The following is a 16,635-nucleotide window of genomic DNA, read 5'->3' as shown; positions in this document are numbered from 1 at the left end:
CGTCATTGCGAGCAAATGCGACTTTGTCAAAAGTAGCATTTGCGTGGCAATCCACATTCATAAATTACCAAAACAACGCTTTTTTACAAAAACTAATATTAGATTGCCACGCTCACTGCGTTCGCTCGCAATGACGAAAATTTTTTTGTGAGATTTTGCATTGCCGTCATTGCAAGCAATTAGATTCTGCATTTTTGCAGAATCTAATGCGTGGCAATCTATTTTGTCTATATTACATTGCGGATTGCCACGCGCAACAAGTTGCGCTCGCAATGACGATAAAGATTCCCCCTCCCTTGCGGAGGGGGCTAGGGGGTGGGTTTTTTTCTTGCGTTGTTGGTTTGGATTTTATGATGTGGGGATTTGCGTCATTGCGAGCAATTAGATTCTGCGTTTTTGCAGAATCTAATGCGTGGCAATCTATAAACAAAAAACACATTGTCATACTGAGCGTAGCGAAGTATCTCAAAACTTCAAAAAGCAAAATAGAGATATTTCGCGTTAACGCGCTCAATATGACAAAACTTCCGTCATTGCGAGCATTGCATTTTAATGCAATGCGTGGCAATCTATCATTACAAATTACCAAAACACGCTTTTTACAAAAACTAATAAATAGATTGCCACGCTCACTGCGTTCGCTCGCAATGACGAAAGTAAAATCCTTACTTACAATTACAGAATATTATCTTGTCATACTGAGCGTAGCGAAGTATCTCAAAACTTCAAAAAGCAAAATAGAGATATTTCGCGTTAACGCGCTCAATATGACAAAACCTCCGTCATTGCGAGCAAATGCGACTTTGTCAAAAGTAGCATTTGCGTGGCAATCCAAAACCACCCCGTCATTGCGAGAATCTAGGCTTTTGTTAAAAAGACTAGATTCGTGGCAATCTACATTCACCCAGTCATTGCGAGCAATTAGATTCTGCATTTTTGCAGAATCTAATGCGTGGCAATCTATCATTACGAATTACCAAAACACGCTTTTTGGCAAAAACTAATAATAGATTGCCACGCTCACTGCGTTCGCTCGCAATGACGAAATGGTTACTGTCATTGCGAGAATTTGCGTTAGCAAATTCGTGGCAATCTATGTTTTCTGTCGCATTTTTTATCGTGGATTGCCACGCGTTACTCTGCAACGCTTGCAATGACGCAAAAAACCTCACTACAAAAACCCCCAATCTACAAAAAACCACAAAAAAAACAAACTCACCAAGAAACCCACCCCCTAGCCCCCTCCGCAAGGGAGGGGGATTTTTTGGATTGCCACACTCGTTTCACTCGCTCGCAATGACGGATATTTCTTTGTCATATTGAGCGTTAGTGAAATATCTCTGTTTGCTTTTTGGAGTTTTGAGATACTTCGGTTTCTTGCGAAACCTCAGTATGACAATGTTTTTTTGTTTTTTTATAGATTGCCACGAATCTGCTTCGCTACGCTTTGCAGATTCTCGCAATGACGGAATCATCGCTCGCAATGGCAAAAAATCCAAAGCAAAAAATCCAAAGCAAAAAAAACCACAAATATAAAAAACAAACAAACAAAAAAACAAAAAAATCAAAACAAATCACAAAAATCCACAACCAAAAAAAAATCTACAATCCACACAATACACCAAAACCCACCAAAATCAAACAACAACTCAACAAGCAATACGCCAAAAGCCACAAAAATCAACAAAAAACAAAACAAAAAACAACAAAATCCATAATCCGCCAAAAACAAAAAAAACACAAAAATCCACAATCAAAAAAACACCACAATCCATAAAAAACAAACAAAACCAAAATCCACAAAAAAACACAAAATCAAAAAATCAAAAAATTACAAAAAACTACAATCCACAAAAAACAAAATTCACAAATCCACACAAAACCGCCAAAAACAAAAAAATCAACAAAACCTGCCAAAAATCCAAAAAGAACAGAAACAACAAAATAAAAACAAAAACGCAACAAAATCCATAATCCACCAAAACAAAAAAATCCAAAGCACAAAAAATCACAAATATAAAAAACAAAAAACCACAAAAATAAAAAAAATCAAAAAAACAACAAAATCAAAACAAAATCCACAAAAAACCCCCACAAAACCAAAATCAAGCTAAAATCCAATGCTCCCTAGCTCCCAAATAGGCAGGAAAATCCCAAAGGCTAGCCACGCCACAAGTAGAGCGATGAGTATCGTAGAAAATGGCTCGATATAAGTCAAAATCTTTGCGCTTAGATGCTCATACTTGCTTTTGTAGTATTGCACGCATAGTTTTAGCATTTTGGCTAGCTCGCCACTTTGCTGTGCTATGGCTAAAAAATGCTTGACATTTGCCTCTATATGCGGGCAAGGCACAAACGCTTCATAAAGATTTTTGCCATTTTTTATCGCAAAGATAGTGTGGCTAAGCTCATTTTTTAGATGCGGATTTTGGATAGTTTGGAGTGAGACTTTTAGCGTGGTATCAAAATCCACCCCCGCTTCATACAGATGCAAAAAGCTCAAAAAATACACCCACAAATCCCTATACAACATAATCTTCCCAAAAAAAGGCATATCTAACAAAACCCGATAAATATAAAAATATACGCGATTTTTCACCCGCAAACCCCGCGCTACAAACCCAAGCACCACGCACAAAAAAAGCAACATATATAGCCCAAAATCTTGCAAAATCTCTGAAACAAAAATAAGGCTTTTGGAGCTAAAAGGCAAATCTATGCCAAAGGATAAAAACAGCTCGCTAAATTGCGGAATCACAAAATACGCGATAAACACAAACGCAAAAATCGCGCTGATACACACAAACGCGGGGTAGAATAATGCCTTGCTTATGTTTGATTTGGTCGTAGAGATATGGTGGAAATACTCGCTTAAAATCTTGCAAATAAAAGCTAGTTTGCCCCCTTTTATCCCCGCTTTTATGAGGGCTATGCCCATCGGCGTGTAGATGTTTTTAAACGGCGTTATGGCTTTTTCTAGCGATTCGCCATTGTGGATAGTCGCCAAAATCTTGCGATACGCGCTCGCTAAAATCGGGCTAGGAGTGCTTCTCTCTAGGCTTATAAATGCGTCTTTTATCGGCAGGGCGGATTCTAGCATAATGCTTAGCAATGCCAAATCCTGTGAGATGGTAAGGGGGTTTAGCGGGGGAGAAAAAAGGCTTTTTAGGTGAAGTTTGTTTGCAAAATCTTTTTTTGTAAAGATGCTTTGAAAATTTTGCGCATAATTGCCAAAAAGATTTGCGACAAAATCGCCAAGTATTTCGCCAAAAATCTTATGCCAAATGCTTTGCCCCTCGCCATTTGAGAGTTGGTTTATCTCTAATGGATATATGCCTTTGTTGATTGCTTTTTGTGTCGCGCCCTGCTTAGAATCTGCGCGCACAAAAATTTTGACTTTTTGGCTACCTTTTGTGCCTTTGACTACAAATCGCATACTTATCCTAATCTAAATCTAAAATCTAAAATCTTTTTTTAAAAATCGCGTAACGCAAAAAACAAACTAATCAAAAAAACGCGCAAAATCCCAAAATCTAGCGCAAAATCCCCCCCACAAAAAATCCCCACAAACCTACCTAAAAAGTTTTTTTAGCGTGTTGCCTATTTCTTTTTTTGTGCCCTCATCTATGTGCTTGTCTAGCTCTTTGCCTATATCTTTGCCCACGCTTTTTTCTATCTCTTTGCCGATACTTTTTTGTAGCTCATTGCCAAGCCTAGATTTTAGCAGTTCGCCTATGTCTAGCTCGACTTTGGGGGAGGATAGATTCCCGCTTAGTTTTATGCCTAGCGTGTCTTTTTTTAGCGTGGTTTTTAGTTTGGCATTTATCGTGCTTTTTTCCAAATCCGTGATGATATTTTGCCCGCTTAGCGAAAAATCCCCGCTTTTCATATCAAGCGCAGAATCTAGCACCATTTTGTTTATATCGCTATCTAGCTTAATGTTGTTAAAAACTAGCCCTGTGGCGTCAAATTTTGCGTATTGTTTGAGGGCGTCTGTGAGTTGATTTTGCAAAAATCTGCCATTATCTAGCCTAGCTTTTAGCGTGCCTTTTTGGCTTTTTGTGTTGTAGATGACATCGCCATTTGCTTTCGCGCTAAATACTTTTTGGGCTTGTGCCATCGCCAAAATCGTGTCTAAATCTATTTCTTTGATTTTGGCATTGAAGTTTTCGCCATTTAGCACGGCTTGGAGGTCGCCACCTAGACTTTTGGTGCGAAATGTCGCATATAGGCTCTCGCCCAAAGCAAAATCCCCATTTGCCTCTATTTTGCCTACTAGCTCGATTTTGGTGGCAAATTTTAGTTTTTTCAAATCAGGCAAAATCGCGCTATAACTCGAAGCATACTTACTCTGTGGCAAGTCAATAGCGATATTTGGTAGATTTAGCCTAGCTAGATTGGAGTCAAATGCCATTTTTGCATTGCCCACGCCTTTGTCTAGATTTGCGCTTAGATTTGCGCTAAATGCGGTATTTGGCATATCTAGGTCAAATTCTTTTTTGATTGCTAGATTTTGCGTAGTTCCTTTTAGCGACAAGCTAGCATTAGCACTTATGCCTTTGTCAAAATCCCACGCTTCCCCCCTGCCATTTGCGCTAGCGGAGATGTATTGGGGCTGGTGTATCATATAGAGTAGTTTTTCTATGCGTAGATTTTGCGTCTCAAAGCTAGCTTTGCTAAGCACGGATTTTATGATATTTGCACTATAAGTCGTAGCAGAATCCCCAATATCTGTTTTCCCCGCAATAACGATATTTTCTAACCCCCCTTCTATCCTCCCATCAGTTCGCAATGCGCCTCTTACTTTAATTCCTATCAGTGGCGTAAATGCGCTAATATCGCTTAGGGCTATGGAGTATGTGCCTTTTGTGTCAAAAGATTCTATGTTTGAAGTAGAGTTTAGATTGATTTTGCCGACATTTGAGTCAAATGTAAAATCTTGTTTTATGTCTTTTTTGTCAAACACACTCTCTTGGCGCAGGCTAAAAGTGGTTTTTGGGATTTGCAAGTCAAAATCTTTGGCGATTAGGCTTTGGCTAAAATTTCCTTGCGTGATTGATAGCACATTTTTTCCACTAAATTCTAAGTTTTCATTTCCTACAATATCTGCATCTAGGCTAAACACCCCTTCAACATAAGGCTTTTGCCCTATCATCGCTAGCACTTGGGCTATCTCTAGCCCTACTATATCTGCATAGATTTTGCTAGGATTTAGATTTTCTAGCTGGACTTTTATGTCTGTTTTGGATTTTGCGATATTGCTACTTGCCTCTATGTTGAGAGTGCCAAATACCTTGCCTTTTGCGCTTGCTTCAAAGATAAACGCGCCTTTTAGTGGCATTCCTGCGATTTCATCAAATAGCGAAATATCGCTTGCATTTATGCTTAGATGAGAATTTATATTTAGCGTGAAAAGATTATAGTCGCCTTTTAGGCTAATGGCTAGCTTTGGCGAATGCTCTATCAAAATCTCTAGCCCGCTAAGCCCCACGCTAAAAGTCTCTAGCTTCAATGGCACGGGGGAGTATTTGTTTATTTGGGCTTGCACCACAGGCTTAAAAATCATATTGCCAATCGGGCTAAACACAAGCACATAAACAAGCAGCAAAAGCCCCGCTAAAATACCTAAAAACCACTTCAAAATCTTTATTGCCATTTGTTATCCTTTACATTGTGAGTGAATTTTGTGAGTGAATTTGCCTTGCAAATTTGCAAATGAAGTTTGCTTATTTTGGATTTATGCTTATTTAAAGTAGCATAAAGTAGCATTCAAAGGCGACATTGTAGCAAAAGCAAGGCACAATAATGCCAAATATCATCAAAAACCAAACATTATTTTGCGCAAATTTGCGCAAAAATTGAGGTGCTTAATCTTTTTTTGATACGCGTCTTGCCCAAAAAATAGCGATTTTTGGTAGATTTTTGTTACTTTTTTGCATTTTTTAAGAAAAAGTTTTAATCCTTTATAATTCTTTAAGGTTTTATTATTTACAATACATTTACCTTTAATCCAAAAACCAAAGGTAATATCTCAATACGATTCTTTGCATAGAATCACTTCAAAGGAGACACGATGAAAAAAGAGATAAACACAGGCATAAGTCGCTACGCAAATCTAGCCACGCAAACGAGAGAGAGAGAGAGAGAGAGTAACTCCACGCTAAATCTTCCTAACTCCAAATCGTTAAATTCTTGCAATGACGGCGTTGTTTCCGCTTCCATTGCGGATTCGCAAGCCTCTTATTCCCCCTCCCTTGCGGATTTGCAAACCTCTTGTCCCCCCTCACTTGCGGAGGGGGCTAGGGGGTGGGTATCTTTAGATTCCACCGCCGACATTATAGGCAAGGATTCTACTTCCATTGCGGATAATGACTCCACTTCCGTCATTGCGAGCAAGTCGCAAGACTTGCGTGGCAATCCACAAGACAATATAGAAACAATAGATTGCCACGCATTAGATTCTGCAAAAACGCAGAATCTAATTGCTCGCAATGACGGCAATGCAAAATCTTGCAATGACACCCACCCCCAAACCCCCTCCGCAAGGGAGGGGGCTTTTAATTCCCCAAGCAAATCGTCATTGCGAGCGAACGAAGTGAGCGTGGCAATCCACGACTTAAATAAAATAGATTGCCACGCGGATTTTGACAAATCCGCTCGTAATGACGATAATGTAAAATCTTGCAATGGCAATGCAAAATCTTTCAATGACAGGATTTTCACTTCCATTGCGGATTCGCAAGCCTCTTGTTCCCCCTCCCTTGCGGAGGGGGCTAGGGGGTGGGTAAATAAAAACACAAAGCCCAAAAAACGCCTAGCGTTGTCCTTAGCCACAAGTGCATTTATAGCAGGGCTAGCCACCATAGATAGTGCGGTGGCGGCGTGTGTTTGGGCGGAGGATTGGAGTAGGGGAGATGCAAACTCACACGGCATAGGGTATTACTCCAAAGTGGATTGCACGGGCTACACCACCGCAGATGCAGTCTCAAGCAGTGCGCGCACCGTGCTAAATGGCGGGGGATACTATCGCCACTCCCGACTAAATCTAAACGGAAGTGTGGGTGATGGCACCGTAACGCTACAATTCTCTAGCAATGGCTGGAATGATAGAGGTGGATTTAGCGCAAGTAATACCACAAGAGAGCTTCGGTTTAACTCCACGAGCGCAAGCGGGACGACATTTAATGTAAGCAACTCCACAACTGCACCTACAAATGTAGATATTTACTCTAGCGGTAGCACAAATGTAGGTGGGCTAACCCTTAGTGCTGGGACGATACGAAATGTAAATCTTAGCGGTGGTAGCTTTGGCAACATAACGGTAAGTAATGGTGCAACCGCTAGCAATATGTCGCTAAGCAATGGCATAGGTGTCGGTGCTATATCAAACTCTGGGACGATTGGCACTATGTCGCTAACAAATGGCATAAATGTCGGTGCTATATCAAATACTGGGAATATAACCTCCCTAACCATAAATGGCGAAAATGCAAATGTGGGCGCGATAAATGGCACAAATGGCACGATAGGCACACTCACACTTGGTAGCGCAAACAACCACAACCCCATAAGCAATACAAATATACAAAACACCGTAAATACCCTGCTAATCCATGGCGCATCCGTTACGATTGCTAGTGGTAATGATTGGAATACCGTAAATAATGGTAGCAGAAAAGAACAGCATATCACCATCGCAGGTGGGTGCACTACCGCTACTTGTATGGGCGCATCGCCGGGCTCTATCACTATATATATTTCTGATGGCGCGGATAGAACTGTCGAATATAAGCTAGAAAACCTAGTCGTATCAGGCACTACCGCCATAGGCACTTCTCTATCCAAACGACATATCGCCCTAGATGCAGAGGATAGAAGCGGTAGAGGCACAAAGCTTATCTTTACCAATAACGGCAAGAGTTTTCGTCTAGAGCCAGATGGTGGAGATGCCTATATCACCGATGTGTATAGAGCCGCTATAATGTCTAACCTACGGCGCAATGCGATGACGCAAAATATCCTAGATACGATGACTACCAAAACTTTCCATAGCGATAGGTATTACAACCAAGAAGTGGATTTGCGCTTGCTCCAATACGAAATGAGTAGGCTTACTAATCGTAGCTCCAAATTTAACAAACAAAAGCGAAAAAATGAGCGCAAAATCGACAAAGTCCGTGAGAAAATCGCCAAACTTACTTTAGACCAAAGCAAGGGGCAGGATTTGGACAAAGGGTATAATAACTTCGAGCTTATCGACCAGCTAGATGCGATATTTATCCCTTATAATGGACGCAGGGATTGGAGGCTTTTTGCATTGCCCTATGCTAGCCATACTTATGGATTTGTCGCGTCAAATGAGACGCAGGAGTTTGCAGGGGGTGCGATACTAGGCATACAAAGAAACTTGCGCAAAAGCGGAATCTTTGGCGGGTATGTGGGGTATGAGTTTGCAAGCACGGATACATATTTGCGAGGCTCACAGACAAATATCTACAACAACTCTTTGCAAGTAGGGCTAAACTACTACAAATCCTTTGCAATCACTGCAAAGGTGATGGAAGGCTTTATCAAAGCAAATATTCGAGCGAGCGCGGATTTGCCACAATTTAGATTTCAAGCTGCGGGCAAACTAAACACCATTGAATCTAACGAAAAGGGCATCTCTATGCCTCTAGTGGCTAGCGGTGGCGCAGAGCTAAGAGGTGGGGTTACTTTTTATAACTTCAAGCGAAATAGCTACATAGCACCTGATATTAGCTTGAGCTATGATACATTTTATGGTGTGAAAATGCGCTTTGACAAGCCGTTTATCCCAACTGATAGCACCAAACTATATCCTATCGGTGGCGATGAGAAATACGGCTCTGTGCTATGGCACTTGCCTCAAGTGGGGCTTAGCGTGCGACACTATGCTATCTGGGGCAATACTTTCCGCACCAATGTCAAAGCTGGAATCAAATACAACATACTAAATAAACAAAAGCTAGGTAGCTTTAGCTTAGCAGGGCAAGAGGACTACACAGCGCGATATATCAGCTTGCCAAAGGTGTATGGGAATCTAGCCTTTGATATGATATGGATGATAAAGAAAAACCACGAGCTAAGTTTGGGCTATGATGGACTTTTCTTTGCTTCTAGCTTTGAGAAGAAAAATGGCTTGCATACAGAAGATTGGTTTAATGGAATCACAACGACTGTGAATCTAAAATATGCCTATTGGTTTGGAGGCACAGACTATGTAACCGATAAAGACGGCAACGCAGTGTCTAGAAGCGTAGTCGAGGGCGGCAAGTCTAAAAAATCCAAATCTAAGTCAAAGAAAAAGAAAGGAAAGAAATCTAAGAAAAAGGTTTATTACATTGATGGGTAAGTCTTAGTCCCCCTCCCTTGCGGAGGGGGTTAGGGGGTGGGTAAATCTTGGGGTTTTATGGAGAGGGGCTTAGAGTTATGAACTGATTATTTTGGATTAAGTTTGGTTTATGGAGGGAATCAAATCTTAGGCGTAGTCTTATTTGGGCTTGGAATTGACTTATGGAGGGGGACAAAACTTAGGTTTTAGACTTGGCTTAGGCTTATTTGATTTTTAGTGTTTTAGGCTTGGGTTATAAAAATAAGCAAGACTTAGGCTTTTGGAGCGGTTTTTATTTCCCCCTCCCTTGCGGAGGGGTTAGGGGGTGGGTTTCTTGTCATACTGAGCGAAGCGAAGTATCTCTAAAATCTACACATAGAGATATTTCGTTTTCTACGAAAACTCAATATGACAAAGAAACCTCCGTCATTGCGAGCAGTTTGGATTCTTTAGAATCTAAACTGCGTGGCAATCTATGGTTTTTGCATTGATTCGTGGATTGCCACGCTCGTTTCACTCGCTCGCAATGACGATTTACCCACCCCAAACCTACTCCGCAAGAAAGTGGGTTTATGTGGATTGCTAGCGTTGCCCCTGCAACGCTAGCAATGACGACAAGATTTGCTACAAATAAGATTTTTGTCAAAATCTAAGCCTTTAGAAGCAAAATCTCAAAGTTTTAAAAGGAAGTTTTAAATAGCACAACTATGGCAAAAGCATTTAGATTTTGTTCTTAAAATGTTTTTCACTCCTTAGGTTTGTATTTTTTAGAATCAAAATACAAAAGGTAGGATTAAACCCATTTTCTCTCTCTCTTGGGTTTAAGCTATCCTTTGAATAAAATCTTGTGTGGTCTAAGTGCTTTTGTGCTGTGGTTGTGCTATTTAAGATTTTTGGATAACTCTTTGAAGCAACTCTTGGATTTTTTGCGTTTTTTATTTTTTTTGTTTTTTATTTATTTTTTTATTGGCATTGTAAATATTGGCATTGCAAAATCTTGTAAAATCTTGCGAATTTTTTGCAAAAATTTTGCAATACAAAATGATTACCATACTAAAAGACTTTTAAGCCCGAAGTCTAAGGCGTTTATTCGTCATTGCGAGATTCTAGGCTTTTGTTAAAAAGCCTAGAATCGTGGCAATCCACAATTAAAAAAGCCAAATAACGCCTTTTTGTAATTTTTTGTTATAGATTGCCACGCAAGTCTTGCGACTTGCTCGCAATGACAGAATTTTCGTTGTCATATTGAGTGCGTGAGCGCGAAATATCTCTGTTTGAGTTTTTAATTTTAAAGATACTTCGCTTCGCCCAGTATGACAAAAATCTTTTGTGGATTGCCACGCTCGTTTCACTCGCTCGCAATGACGAAAGTAGAATCAATGCTTACAATGACAGCGTGGGGGTGGATTGCCGCGCATTAGATTTTGCTAAAAACGCAAAATCTAATTGCTTGCAATGACGGAAGCAGAATCAGCACTTACAATAACGGCGGTAGAATCTAGAGAAACCCACCCCCTAGCCCCCTCCGCAAGGGAGGGGGAAATAACGCAAAACCCTGCCAAAAAAACCAAATCCACAAAAAATCAAAAACCACTACAAACACATAGATTGCCACGCATTGCACTGCAACGCTTGCAATGACGGCGATACTTACCTCAATTAGCACAAATAGAAAAATACCTATAAAATCCAAAACAACATAAAATTGTTTTCGCTCACGCCAAATATCGCAAAGCAGGGCTTTTTACCAAACAAGGCTTTTGTCAAATACAAAAAAATCTATTTGGATTCTAGCTCTTCTGGGGACAAATCCGCTAAAAATCGCTCTTTGTCAAATTTCACGCCCAAATAAGCAGTGATTTCTTGCGCATCGACAAGGGCGTTTTGCAGGCAGCTTGTAGCACCGGGAGAAGGCGTCATATTAAATGTTATGCCTTTGTTTGTGATGATTTTTTTCTCTCCAAGTTCTAGCTTTTTTGCCGTCCTATCGATTACTTGTGGGCGCACCTCGCCATAGCCTTCAGCGTATTGTATGTCTTCTAGATTTAGCGATGGGATTAGCTTCCTTGCGTCTTTTAGAAACAATCTTTTGCCAAAATAAGGCAACTCAAAAATCATATTTCGTATCGCATAAGCGCGAATTTCACTATCCATTATCAAATCAAAAAGCACCCCAAACACTTCCCTATGGAAATCCACCTGCCTAAGTTCGCTTAGGCTTAGCCCGCTATACCAATGCTTTTTGCGCTCTAGCTTTGGCATAGCAATGGCTGTGGGTCCTATGCGTGTGCGAAAGTTTGCGTTTATGTCTGGGTCGCCGTGCAGTGCGGCAAATGGCAATTTTGGATTTTGCACCATATAGACTTTGCCTTTTAGTAGCGTGGGCGCAAAATAAAAGCTCCCAGCCATAGGCAAACAGCCTAGATTCATTCCATAGCCAATAGATTGTGCCAAAATCAGTGAGTAAGAACCCGCATTTACTAGGACAAATTTCGCGCTGATGGCTTCCCCGCTCCTAGATATGAGGTAGTATCCCTCATCATTTCTGCGGATTTCTTTTACCCAAAAGTTTAGAAATACTTTGTTTTTGGGGTTGTTTTCTAGCGCGCGCGCAGCAAAATCCTCACTCAAAAGCTCAAAATTCATTCCGCACCACGCTTGTTTGTATCCACTACCTACGATATTTTCAGGTCTATCATTTATGCCATCTCTGCCTAGTATGATTTTGGGCTCTAGCTCTTTTATCTGCTCTTTTTCAAACCACTGCATATCAGGGAAAACTTCTAAAAACTCACTATGTCGTTTTTTCATAAACTCACATTCTCGCTCGCCCACGCCGATAGCCATTTTTTGCATTTGGAAAATGATTTTGTTTTGTAAGTTGTGTTTTAGGGCGTAGGTTTCGACTTTTTTGGCAGAGAGGCGGACTTTTTTTGCTTTTTCGGCAGTGTAGTTTGTCTCTATCGAGCCATCGTGTATGGTTTGTGAATTTGCTTTGACATTGGAGCTTACTTTGGCTAGGCGGTTGCATTTTTCTACGATGGCGATAGAGCCTATGTTGGCGTATTGGCTAAGTGTCCAAAATAGCGCATTGCCCGAGACGCCGCCACCGATGATTGCCACATCAAAATGTTTTTCCATTATTATTTCTCCTTATGATTTAGCGGACGCGTTATTCGCTTTATTGTTTATTATTGTTGTGAAGTTGTTTAGATTTTGCAATGCCGTTTATTATAGTATGAAAAAGGGATATTTTTTTTAACTTTTTTCACTTTTTTGACATTTTCTTTATTTTGTTTTAGCATAGATTTTACAAATCTATGTGGCAATCTAAAACGATAAAAAACAAAATAGATTGCTAGATTGCCACGCGGATTTTGCAAAATCCGCTCGCAATGACAGCAACATTTAATCTAAAAAATACAAATAGGGATATTTCCGCTATGCTTAATATGACAAAAATAAAAAATCCAAAAACGCAAAGTTTGAAAAATTTGGACTTAGCTATCAATATGACAAATCAAAAGTCGCAAAAGGACAAAATGTCGTTATAATTTTGCCTTGATTTTGAATGCAGATTTTGAATGCAAGATTTGTCTTTTTGTAGCGTATTTAGCGATAGATTTATCCCAAATTTTAAGGAAACAAGCGATGACTCTCTCCCAAGCAAAAGAGATTTTTTATAAGCCATTTATGGAGCTACTTTATCAAGCGCACAAAACCCACCTAGAGCATTTTGACCCAAACATTATCCAAACAAGCACACTGCTTAGCATAAAGACAGGGGCTTGTAGCGAAAACTGCGCTTATTGCGCGCAATCAAGCTATTATAAAACAGGCGTGCAAAAAGCAAAATTTATGGATAAAGATGAGATTTTGTCCCTTGCCAAAAAAGCAAAGCAAGCGGGGAGTTCTAGATTTTGTATGGGAGCGAGTGGGCGAAGTCCAAATGATGAGGAATTAAACGAAGTTTGTCAAATCATACGCGAAGTCAAAGGGCTAGGGCTAGAGACTTGCGCGACTTTGGGGCTACTAGATACAAACCAAGCTAGCAAGCTAAAAGAAGCGGGGCTAGATTTTTATAATCATAATGTCGATACTTCGCAGGATTTTTATAGCAATATCATTTCTACGCGCACATTTGAGGATAGGCTAAGCACGCTAAAAAATGTGCGTGAAGCGGGGCTAAAACTCTGCGTGGGAGGGATACTCGGTATGGGTGAGGGCAATGATGATAGAATCAAAATGCTTCTTTTGCTATCAAACCTAGAAACCCCACCAGAATCCGTGCCGATAAACCAGCTTGTAAAAATCCCGGGCACTCCTTTGGCAGATACGCCCGAAGTGGATAAATTTGACTTTGTCCGCACCATAGCCCTCGCTAGAATCCTAATGCCAACCTCATATATAAGGCTATCTGCGGGACGAAAAGCAATGAGTGAAGAAATGCAGGCGTTGTGCTTTTTTGCGGGTGCAAACTCGGTATTTTATGGCGATAGATTGCTTACCACGACAAATTCAGCACCAAGCAGTGATGATAGGCTATTTGAAAAACTAAATCTACAAAGAGAGGAATTTTTGGAAATGAAAGCGTAGGGGGTTGTGGATTTTTCTGCTTGTTTTGATTTTGCTTGTAGCCTAAAATGAAATAAAATCTAAAAATCTAAGGCTATAGCGTGATGGAGGGGAAAAGACGGATACTAAAACTAGATTCTCCCAAAAGCTCGATATATTCATCATTTCCACGCACCATAAATTTACCGATAAAGTTTTTGATAAAAATCGCTTCAAGTTGCTCTTCTTGTGCAGAGGCACAGGATTTTTTGGTGAGCCCTCCGCCCTCAATGATTATCATTTTGCCCCCACCTGCGATTTGGTAGCTAGCAAAAAAATGATTGCACCCAACAACCCCAGAGACTGAACCTCCGCTAAAATTTAGATACGCATTTGGTATGTGGTTTGGCACGACTATTTCATAATCCCCCACCATCATAGAATCCACCTCCCATTTTTTTTGTGAGGCTAGAGAGTAGGCGTTTGTGCCTAGTATGCCTTGAAATGCGTCTGCGCTAGCAACGCATAAAAACGCTAGCAAAAACACTAGAATGTAGATTTTGCAAATATATTTGGCGGGGTTTAGATGATTTTTCATTATATTCCTTATTTTTTGGGGTGTGTAAAATCCAAAATCAATAACTTAGAATCCAAAAATAAAGCAAATGCTTCTAAACCACGATAGCCATATAAACTCATCAGCACAAAGCATATACGCCACTATCGTAGCCACGCATAGAGCGAATGAAAATATAAGATTTATCCACACGATTTTAGGCACAGATTTTAAAAGCGCGTTACAAAATCCGTAAGTAGCGCGATTTTTTAGCACAAAAAAAGCCAAATCAAAAAGCGCGAACAACAAAAATATATAACACACGCGCTTAGCATAGATAAAAATCGCCATAAAATATGCCTTTTTGGCAAAAACAAGACGCAACAATTCTAAAAAATCATTATTTGCGATGGTTAAAAGATTGCTAGGCATATTTTTCCATTCTCCCAAAAGCCAAAAGCTAGGATACGCACACGCCATATACAGCACAAATAGCACGATATAGTTTTGCAAAATTTTATATTTCACACTCAAAATCGCACAAATAAACAGCACACAAAGCCCCACAAGATTTGCCCCAAACTCCACTACCAATCGCACCAAAGGCACAAAAATAATCATCACATAATTTAGAATATGGGTAGAATCTTGTGGATTTTGCACGCTTGAGATAGCCTCTATCGCGCTAGGAAGCGAAAATAGCACGATAAACACATAGCAGGCAAATATCAATATATCTTTTGCTTTGTAGTTATGCTCTCGTGCATTGTGAATACCTTTTAGCACCAATGCAAAAAAGCGCGAAATGAAAAAAAAAGAGGATTTTTTATTATTCAAAATCATTGTCCTTAGTGTGAAAATATACGCGCTAAACGCGCTTTTTAATAAACAAATTAGTAGCGACTTTGCTCTTTTATCTCGTGCAAAATCGCTTGGGTTTCTTCATTTGGGATAAAGGTATTTTGCCGCACTTCGATATGAAGCAAAATATCATAGACTTGGGATTGCATAGAGACTTTTTTGATTTGTATGGGGAGATTTATCACTGCACTTGAGCTAAGAGAATCTAACTTGTCAATTAGCTTCCAAATGTTATCCACGCTTTTTGTTTGGGTTTTAAAAGCAAAAGTTACGCTTCTTGTGCCCTCATTTGGAATCTCACTTTGGCTTACTCTACGCATCTCTTTTATGGTTAAAAATTTTGCCACAAGGGCTTTTGTCTCTGCCTGTGGGTCGGCGTTTTTTAGCTTTGATAATGCTTTGACATTTAGATTTGCAAAATCATCAAGCCTTTGTTTTGCCGCGCCATAGCCCCTAGCGATTTCCTCATAGATTAGCCTCTCTTTGCGCTCAATTATGTATTGGGATTTAAAAGATTTCATCGTAGGCATAATATAAGTGCTAAAAAACCACAAAATCGCTATGACATAAATAGTCGTAAAAATCAGATTTCGCACCACAAGCTCGGGGTTAAAGCCTTGTGATTCCTCTTGTGGCTGTGGCTTTTTAGGAAGTCTATTTGGTGGCATTTTTTTCCTTTGCTATTTTGTTGGTGCTATTTGGTGCTATCGCTTGCAAGTGGGCTTTGCGTGCTAGAAGCGGGGCTTGTAGGCACGCTCGTGCTTACAGAGATAAACTCATACCAGCCATTTGATAGCGCGTAAAAACTCACATTTGAGCGTCCAAAATTTGCTTTTAGCGGGTCTTGCAACGCAAAGTAGAAAAACTCTTTTGATGGCGTTACGCCTTTTAGCGTGAGGGAGTTTTCGTTTAGCTCCACAGAATGCAGGGTGATTTTATCGGGGATTAGGTGGAGTAAATCTGCTAGCTTATCACGGCGGATATTGTTTTTGTCGCTTCGATTATGCACCAAAGTCGCTTCAAATACAAGTCGCTCAAAATATTCATCAGTTAGCCCTATGCGCGCTCGGAGGATTTTTTGATTTTCGCGGTATTCCTCTGTGCGGGCGGTGGAGTTGATGATTTCTTGTTTTAAAAACATATAAAATCCCACAAGGATAAACGCCGTAACCAAAAAATAAAACCACCAAATTTTCGTTACTTTGGCAATAATATATTTTATTTTTGGGCGGACAAAGCTAATCCTCATCGTTTTTCTCCTTATGCTTGCCTTTTTAATTTATGACTTTTGCCTTGCTATTCCTCTTACTTT

17 protein-coding genes are annotated in these 16,635 nt (G+C 40.1%); 7 read left to right on the top strand and 10 right to left on the bottom strand.

What is annotated here, in order from left to right:
• The first annotated feature begins 169 nt into the window (after positions 1 to 169).
• From ACWIUO_RS05410 to ACWIUO_RS05400, 3 genes are read left to right on the top strand one after another with little or no spacing between them, the layout of a single operon-like run.
• On the top strand, positions 170 to 385 hold the full coding sequence (locus tag ACWIUO_RS05410; RefSeq protein WP_454176890.1) for a hypothetical protein: 216 nt from the start codon (positions 170 to 172) through the stop codon (positions 383 to 385).
• On the top strand, positions 354 to 1,004 hold the full coding sequence (locus ACWIUO_RS05405) for a hypothetical protein (protein WP_454176889.1): 651 nt from the start codon (positions 354 to 356) through the stop codon (positions 1,002 to 1,004). Before ACWIUO_RS05410 ends, ACWIUO_RS05405 begins: the two co-directional genes overlap by 32 nt.
• Complete coding sequence (locus ACWIUO_RS05400; protein ID WP_454176888.1) at positions 991 to 1,323, top strand: hypothetical protein; 333 nt, start codon at positions 991 to 993, stop codon at positions 1,321 to 1,323. Before ACWIUO_RS05405 ends, ACWIUO_RS05400 begins: the two co-directional genes overlap by 14 nt.
• Here the strand turns inward: ACWIUO_RS05400 and ACWIUO_RS05395 are convergent.
• From ACWIUO_RS05395 to ACWIUO_RS05385, 3 genes are all read right to left on the bottom strand, one after another.
• Positions 1,284 to 1,499: a hypothetical protein gene (locus ACWIUO_RS05395; protein WP_454176887.1), complete on the bottom strand. Its 216-nt coding sequence runs from the start codon at positions 1,497 to 1,499 to the stop codon at positions 1,284 to 1,286. The two genes, ACWIUO_RS05400 and ACWIUO_RS05395, sit on opposite strands and share 40 nt — an antisense overlap.
• A gap of 611 nt (positions 1,500 to 2,110) precedes the next feature.
• Positions 2,111 to 3,436: a type II secretion system F family protein gene (locus tag ACWIUO_RS05390; protein WP_454176886.1), complete on the bottom strand. Its 1,326-nt coding sequence runs from the start codon at positions 3,434 to 3,436 to the stop codon at positions 2,111 to 2,113.
• Positions 3,437 to 3,571: 135 nt separating this feature from the next.
• The gene (locus tag ACWIUO_RS05385; RefSeq protein WP_454176885.1) at positions 3,572 to 5,656 is read right to left on the bottom strand and encodes a hypothetical protein; all 2,085 of its coding nucleotides are present in this window, start codon (positions 5,654 to 5,656) and stop codon (positions 3,572 to 3,574) included.
• A 417-nt stretch (positions 5,657 to 6,073) separates the two neighbouring features.
• Between ACWIUO_RS05385 and ACWIUO_RS05380 the strand changes: the two genes are divergently transcribed.
• Positions 6,074 to 9,373, top strand: coding sequence for a hypothetical protein (locus ACWIUO_RS05380; protein WP_454176884.1), 3,300 nt, complete (start codon positions 6,074 to 6,076; stop codon positions 9,371 to 9,373).
• Positions 9,374 to 9,579: 206 nt separating this feature from the next.
• The gene (locus ACWIUO_RS05375) at positions 9,580 to 9,843 is read left to right on the top strand and encodes a hypothetical protein (protein ID WP_454176883.1); all 264 of its coding nucleotides are present in this window, start codon (positions 9,580 to 9,582) and stop codon (positions 9,841 to 9,843) included.
• Here the strand turns inward: ACWIUO_RS05375 and ACWIUO_RS05370 are convergent.
• Entirely contained in the window at positions 9,756 to 9,998 is a 243-nt protein-coding gene (locus ACWIUO_RS05370) for a hypothetical protein (RefSeq protein WP_454176882.1), read from the bottom strand. The genes ACWIUO_RS05375 and ACWIUO_RS05370 overlap by 88 nt on opposite strands.
• Positions 9,999 to 10,537: 539 nt before the next feature.
• On the bottom strand, positions 10,538 to 10,732 hold the full coding sequence (locus tag ACWIUO_RS05365) for a hypothetical protein (protein ID WP_454176881.1): 195 nt from the start codon (positions 10,730 to 10,732) through the stop codon (positions 10,538 to 10,540).
• Between the two features lie 66 nt (positions 10,733 to 10,798).
• On the opposite strand from ACWIUO_RS05365, the gene ACWIUO_RS05360 reads away from it, so the two are divergent.
• Positions 10,799 to 10,993 carry a hypothetical protein gene (locus ACWIUO_RS05360; protein ID WP_454176880.1) on the top strand — a complete coding sequence of 65 codons (195 nt, stop codon included), beginning with the start codon at positions 10,799 to 10,801 and terminating at the stop codon, positions 10,991 to 10,993.
• Between the two features lie 138 nt (positions 10,994 to 11,131).
• Here ACWIUO_RS05360 and ACWIUO_RS05355 read toward each other — a convergent pair whose 3' ends face one another.
• Positions 11,132 to 12,493, bottom strand: coding sequence for an FAD-dependent oxidoreductase (locus ACWIUO_RS05355; protein ID WP_454176879.1), 1,362 nt, complete (start codon positions 12,491 to 12,493; stop codon positions 11,132 to 11,134).
• Positions 12,494 to 13,003: 510 nt separating this feature from the next.
• On the opposite strand from ACWIUO_RS05355, the gene bioB reads away from it, so the two are divergent.
• Positions 13,004 to 13,948 (top strand): biotin synthase BioB, encoded by a 945-nt coding sequence (gene bioB, locus ACWIUO_RS05350; RefSeq protein ID WP_454176878.1) that lies wholly within the window; start codon positions 13,004 to 13,006, stop codon positions 13,946 to 13,948.
• A 73-nt stretch (positions 13,949 to 14,021) separates the two neighbouring features.
• Here bioB and ACWIUO_RS05345 read toward each other — a convergent pair whose 3' ends face one another.
• The 4 genes from ACWIUO_RS05345 to ACWIUO_RS05330 are packed head-to-tail and all read right to left on the bottom strand — an operon-like array spanning position 14,022 to position 16,572.
• A complete protein-coding gene (locus ACWIUO_RS05345; RefSeq protein ID WP_454176877.1) occupies positions 14,022 to 14,504 on the bottom strand; it encodes an META domain-containing protein in 483 nt (160 codons plus the stop codon).
• Between the two features lie 45 nt (positions 14,505 to 14,549).
• Positions 14,550 to 15,299 carry a hypothetical protein gene (locus ACWIUO_RS05340; protein ID WP_454176876.1) on the bottom strand — a complete coding sequence of 250 codons (750 nt, stop codon included), beginning with the start codon at positions 15,297 to 15,299 and terminating at the stop codon, positions 14,550 to 14,552.
• Positions 15,300 to 15,355: 56 nt separating this feature from the next.
• Complete coding sequence (locus ACWIUO_RS05335) at positions 15,356 to 15,991, bottom strand: hypothetical protein (protein ID WP_454176875.1); 636 nt, start codon at positions 15,989 to 15,991, stop codon at positions 15,356 to 15,358.
• 26 nt (positions 15,992 to 16,017) lie between these two features.
• A complete protein-coding gene (locus ACWIUO_RS05330; protein WP_454176874.1) occupies positions 16,018 to 16,572 on the bottom strand; it encodes a hypothetical protein in 555 nt (184 codons plus the stop codon).
• Positions 16,573 to 16,635 lie beyond the last annotated feature (63 nt).

This window comes from Helicobacter sp. T3_23-1056 (assembly GCF_053654535.1).
The sequence above is the reverse complement of the archived record's forward strand: the minus strand, read 5'-3'. Positions and strand labels throughout refer to the sequence as shown.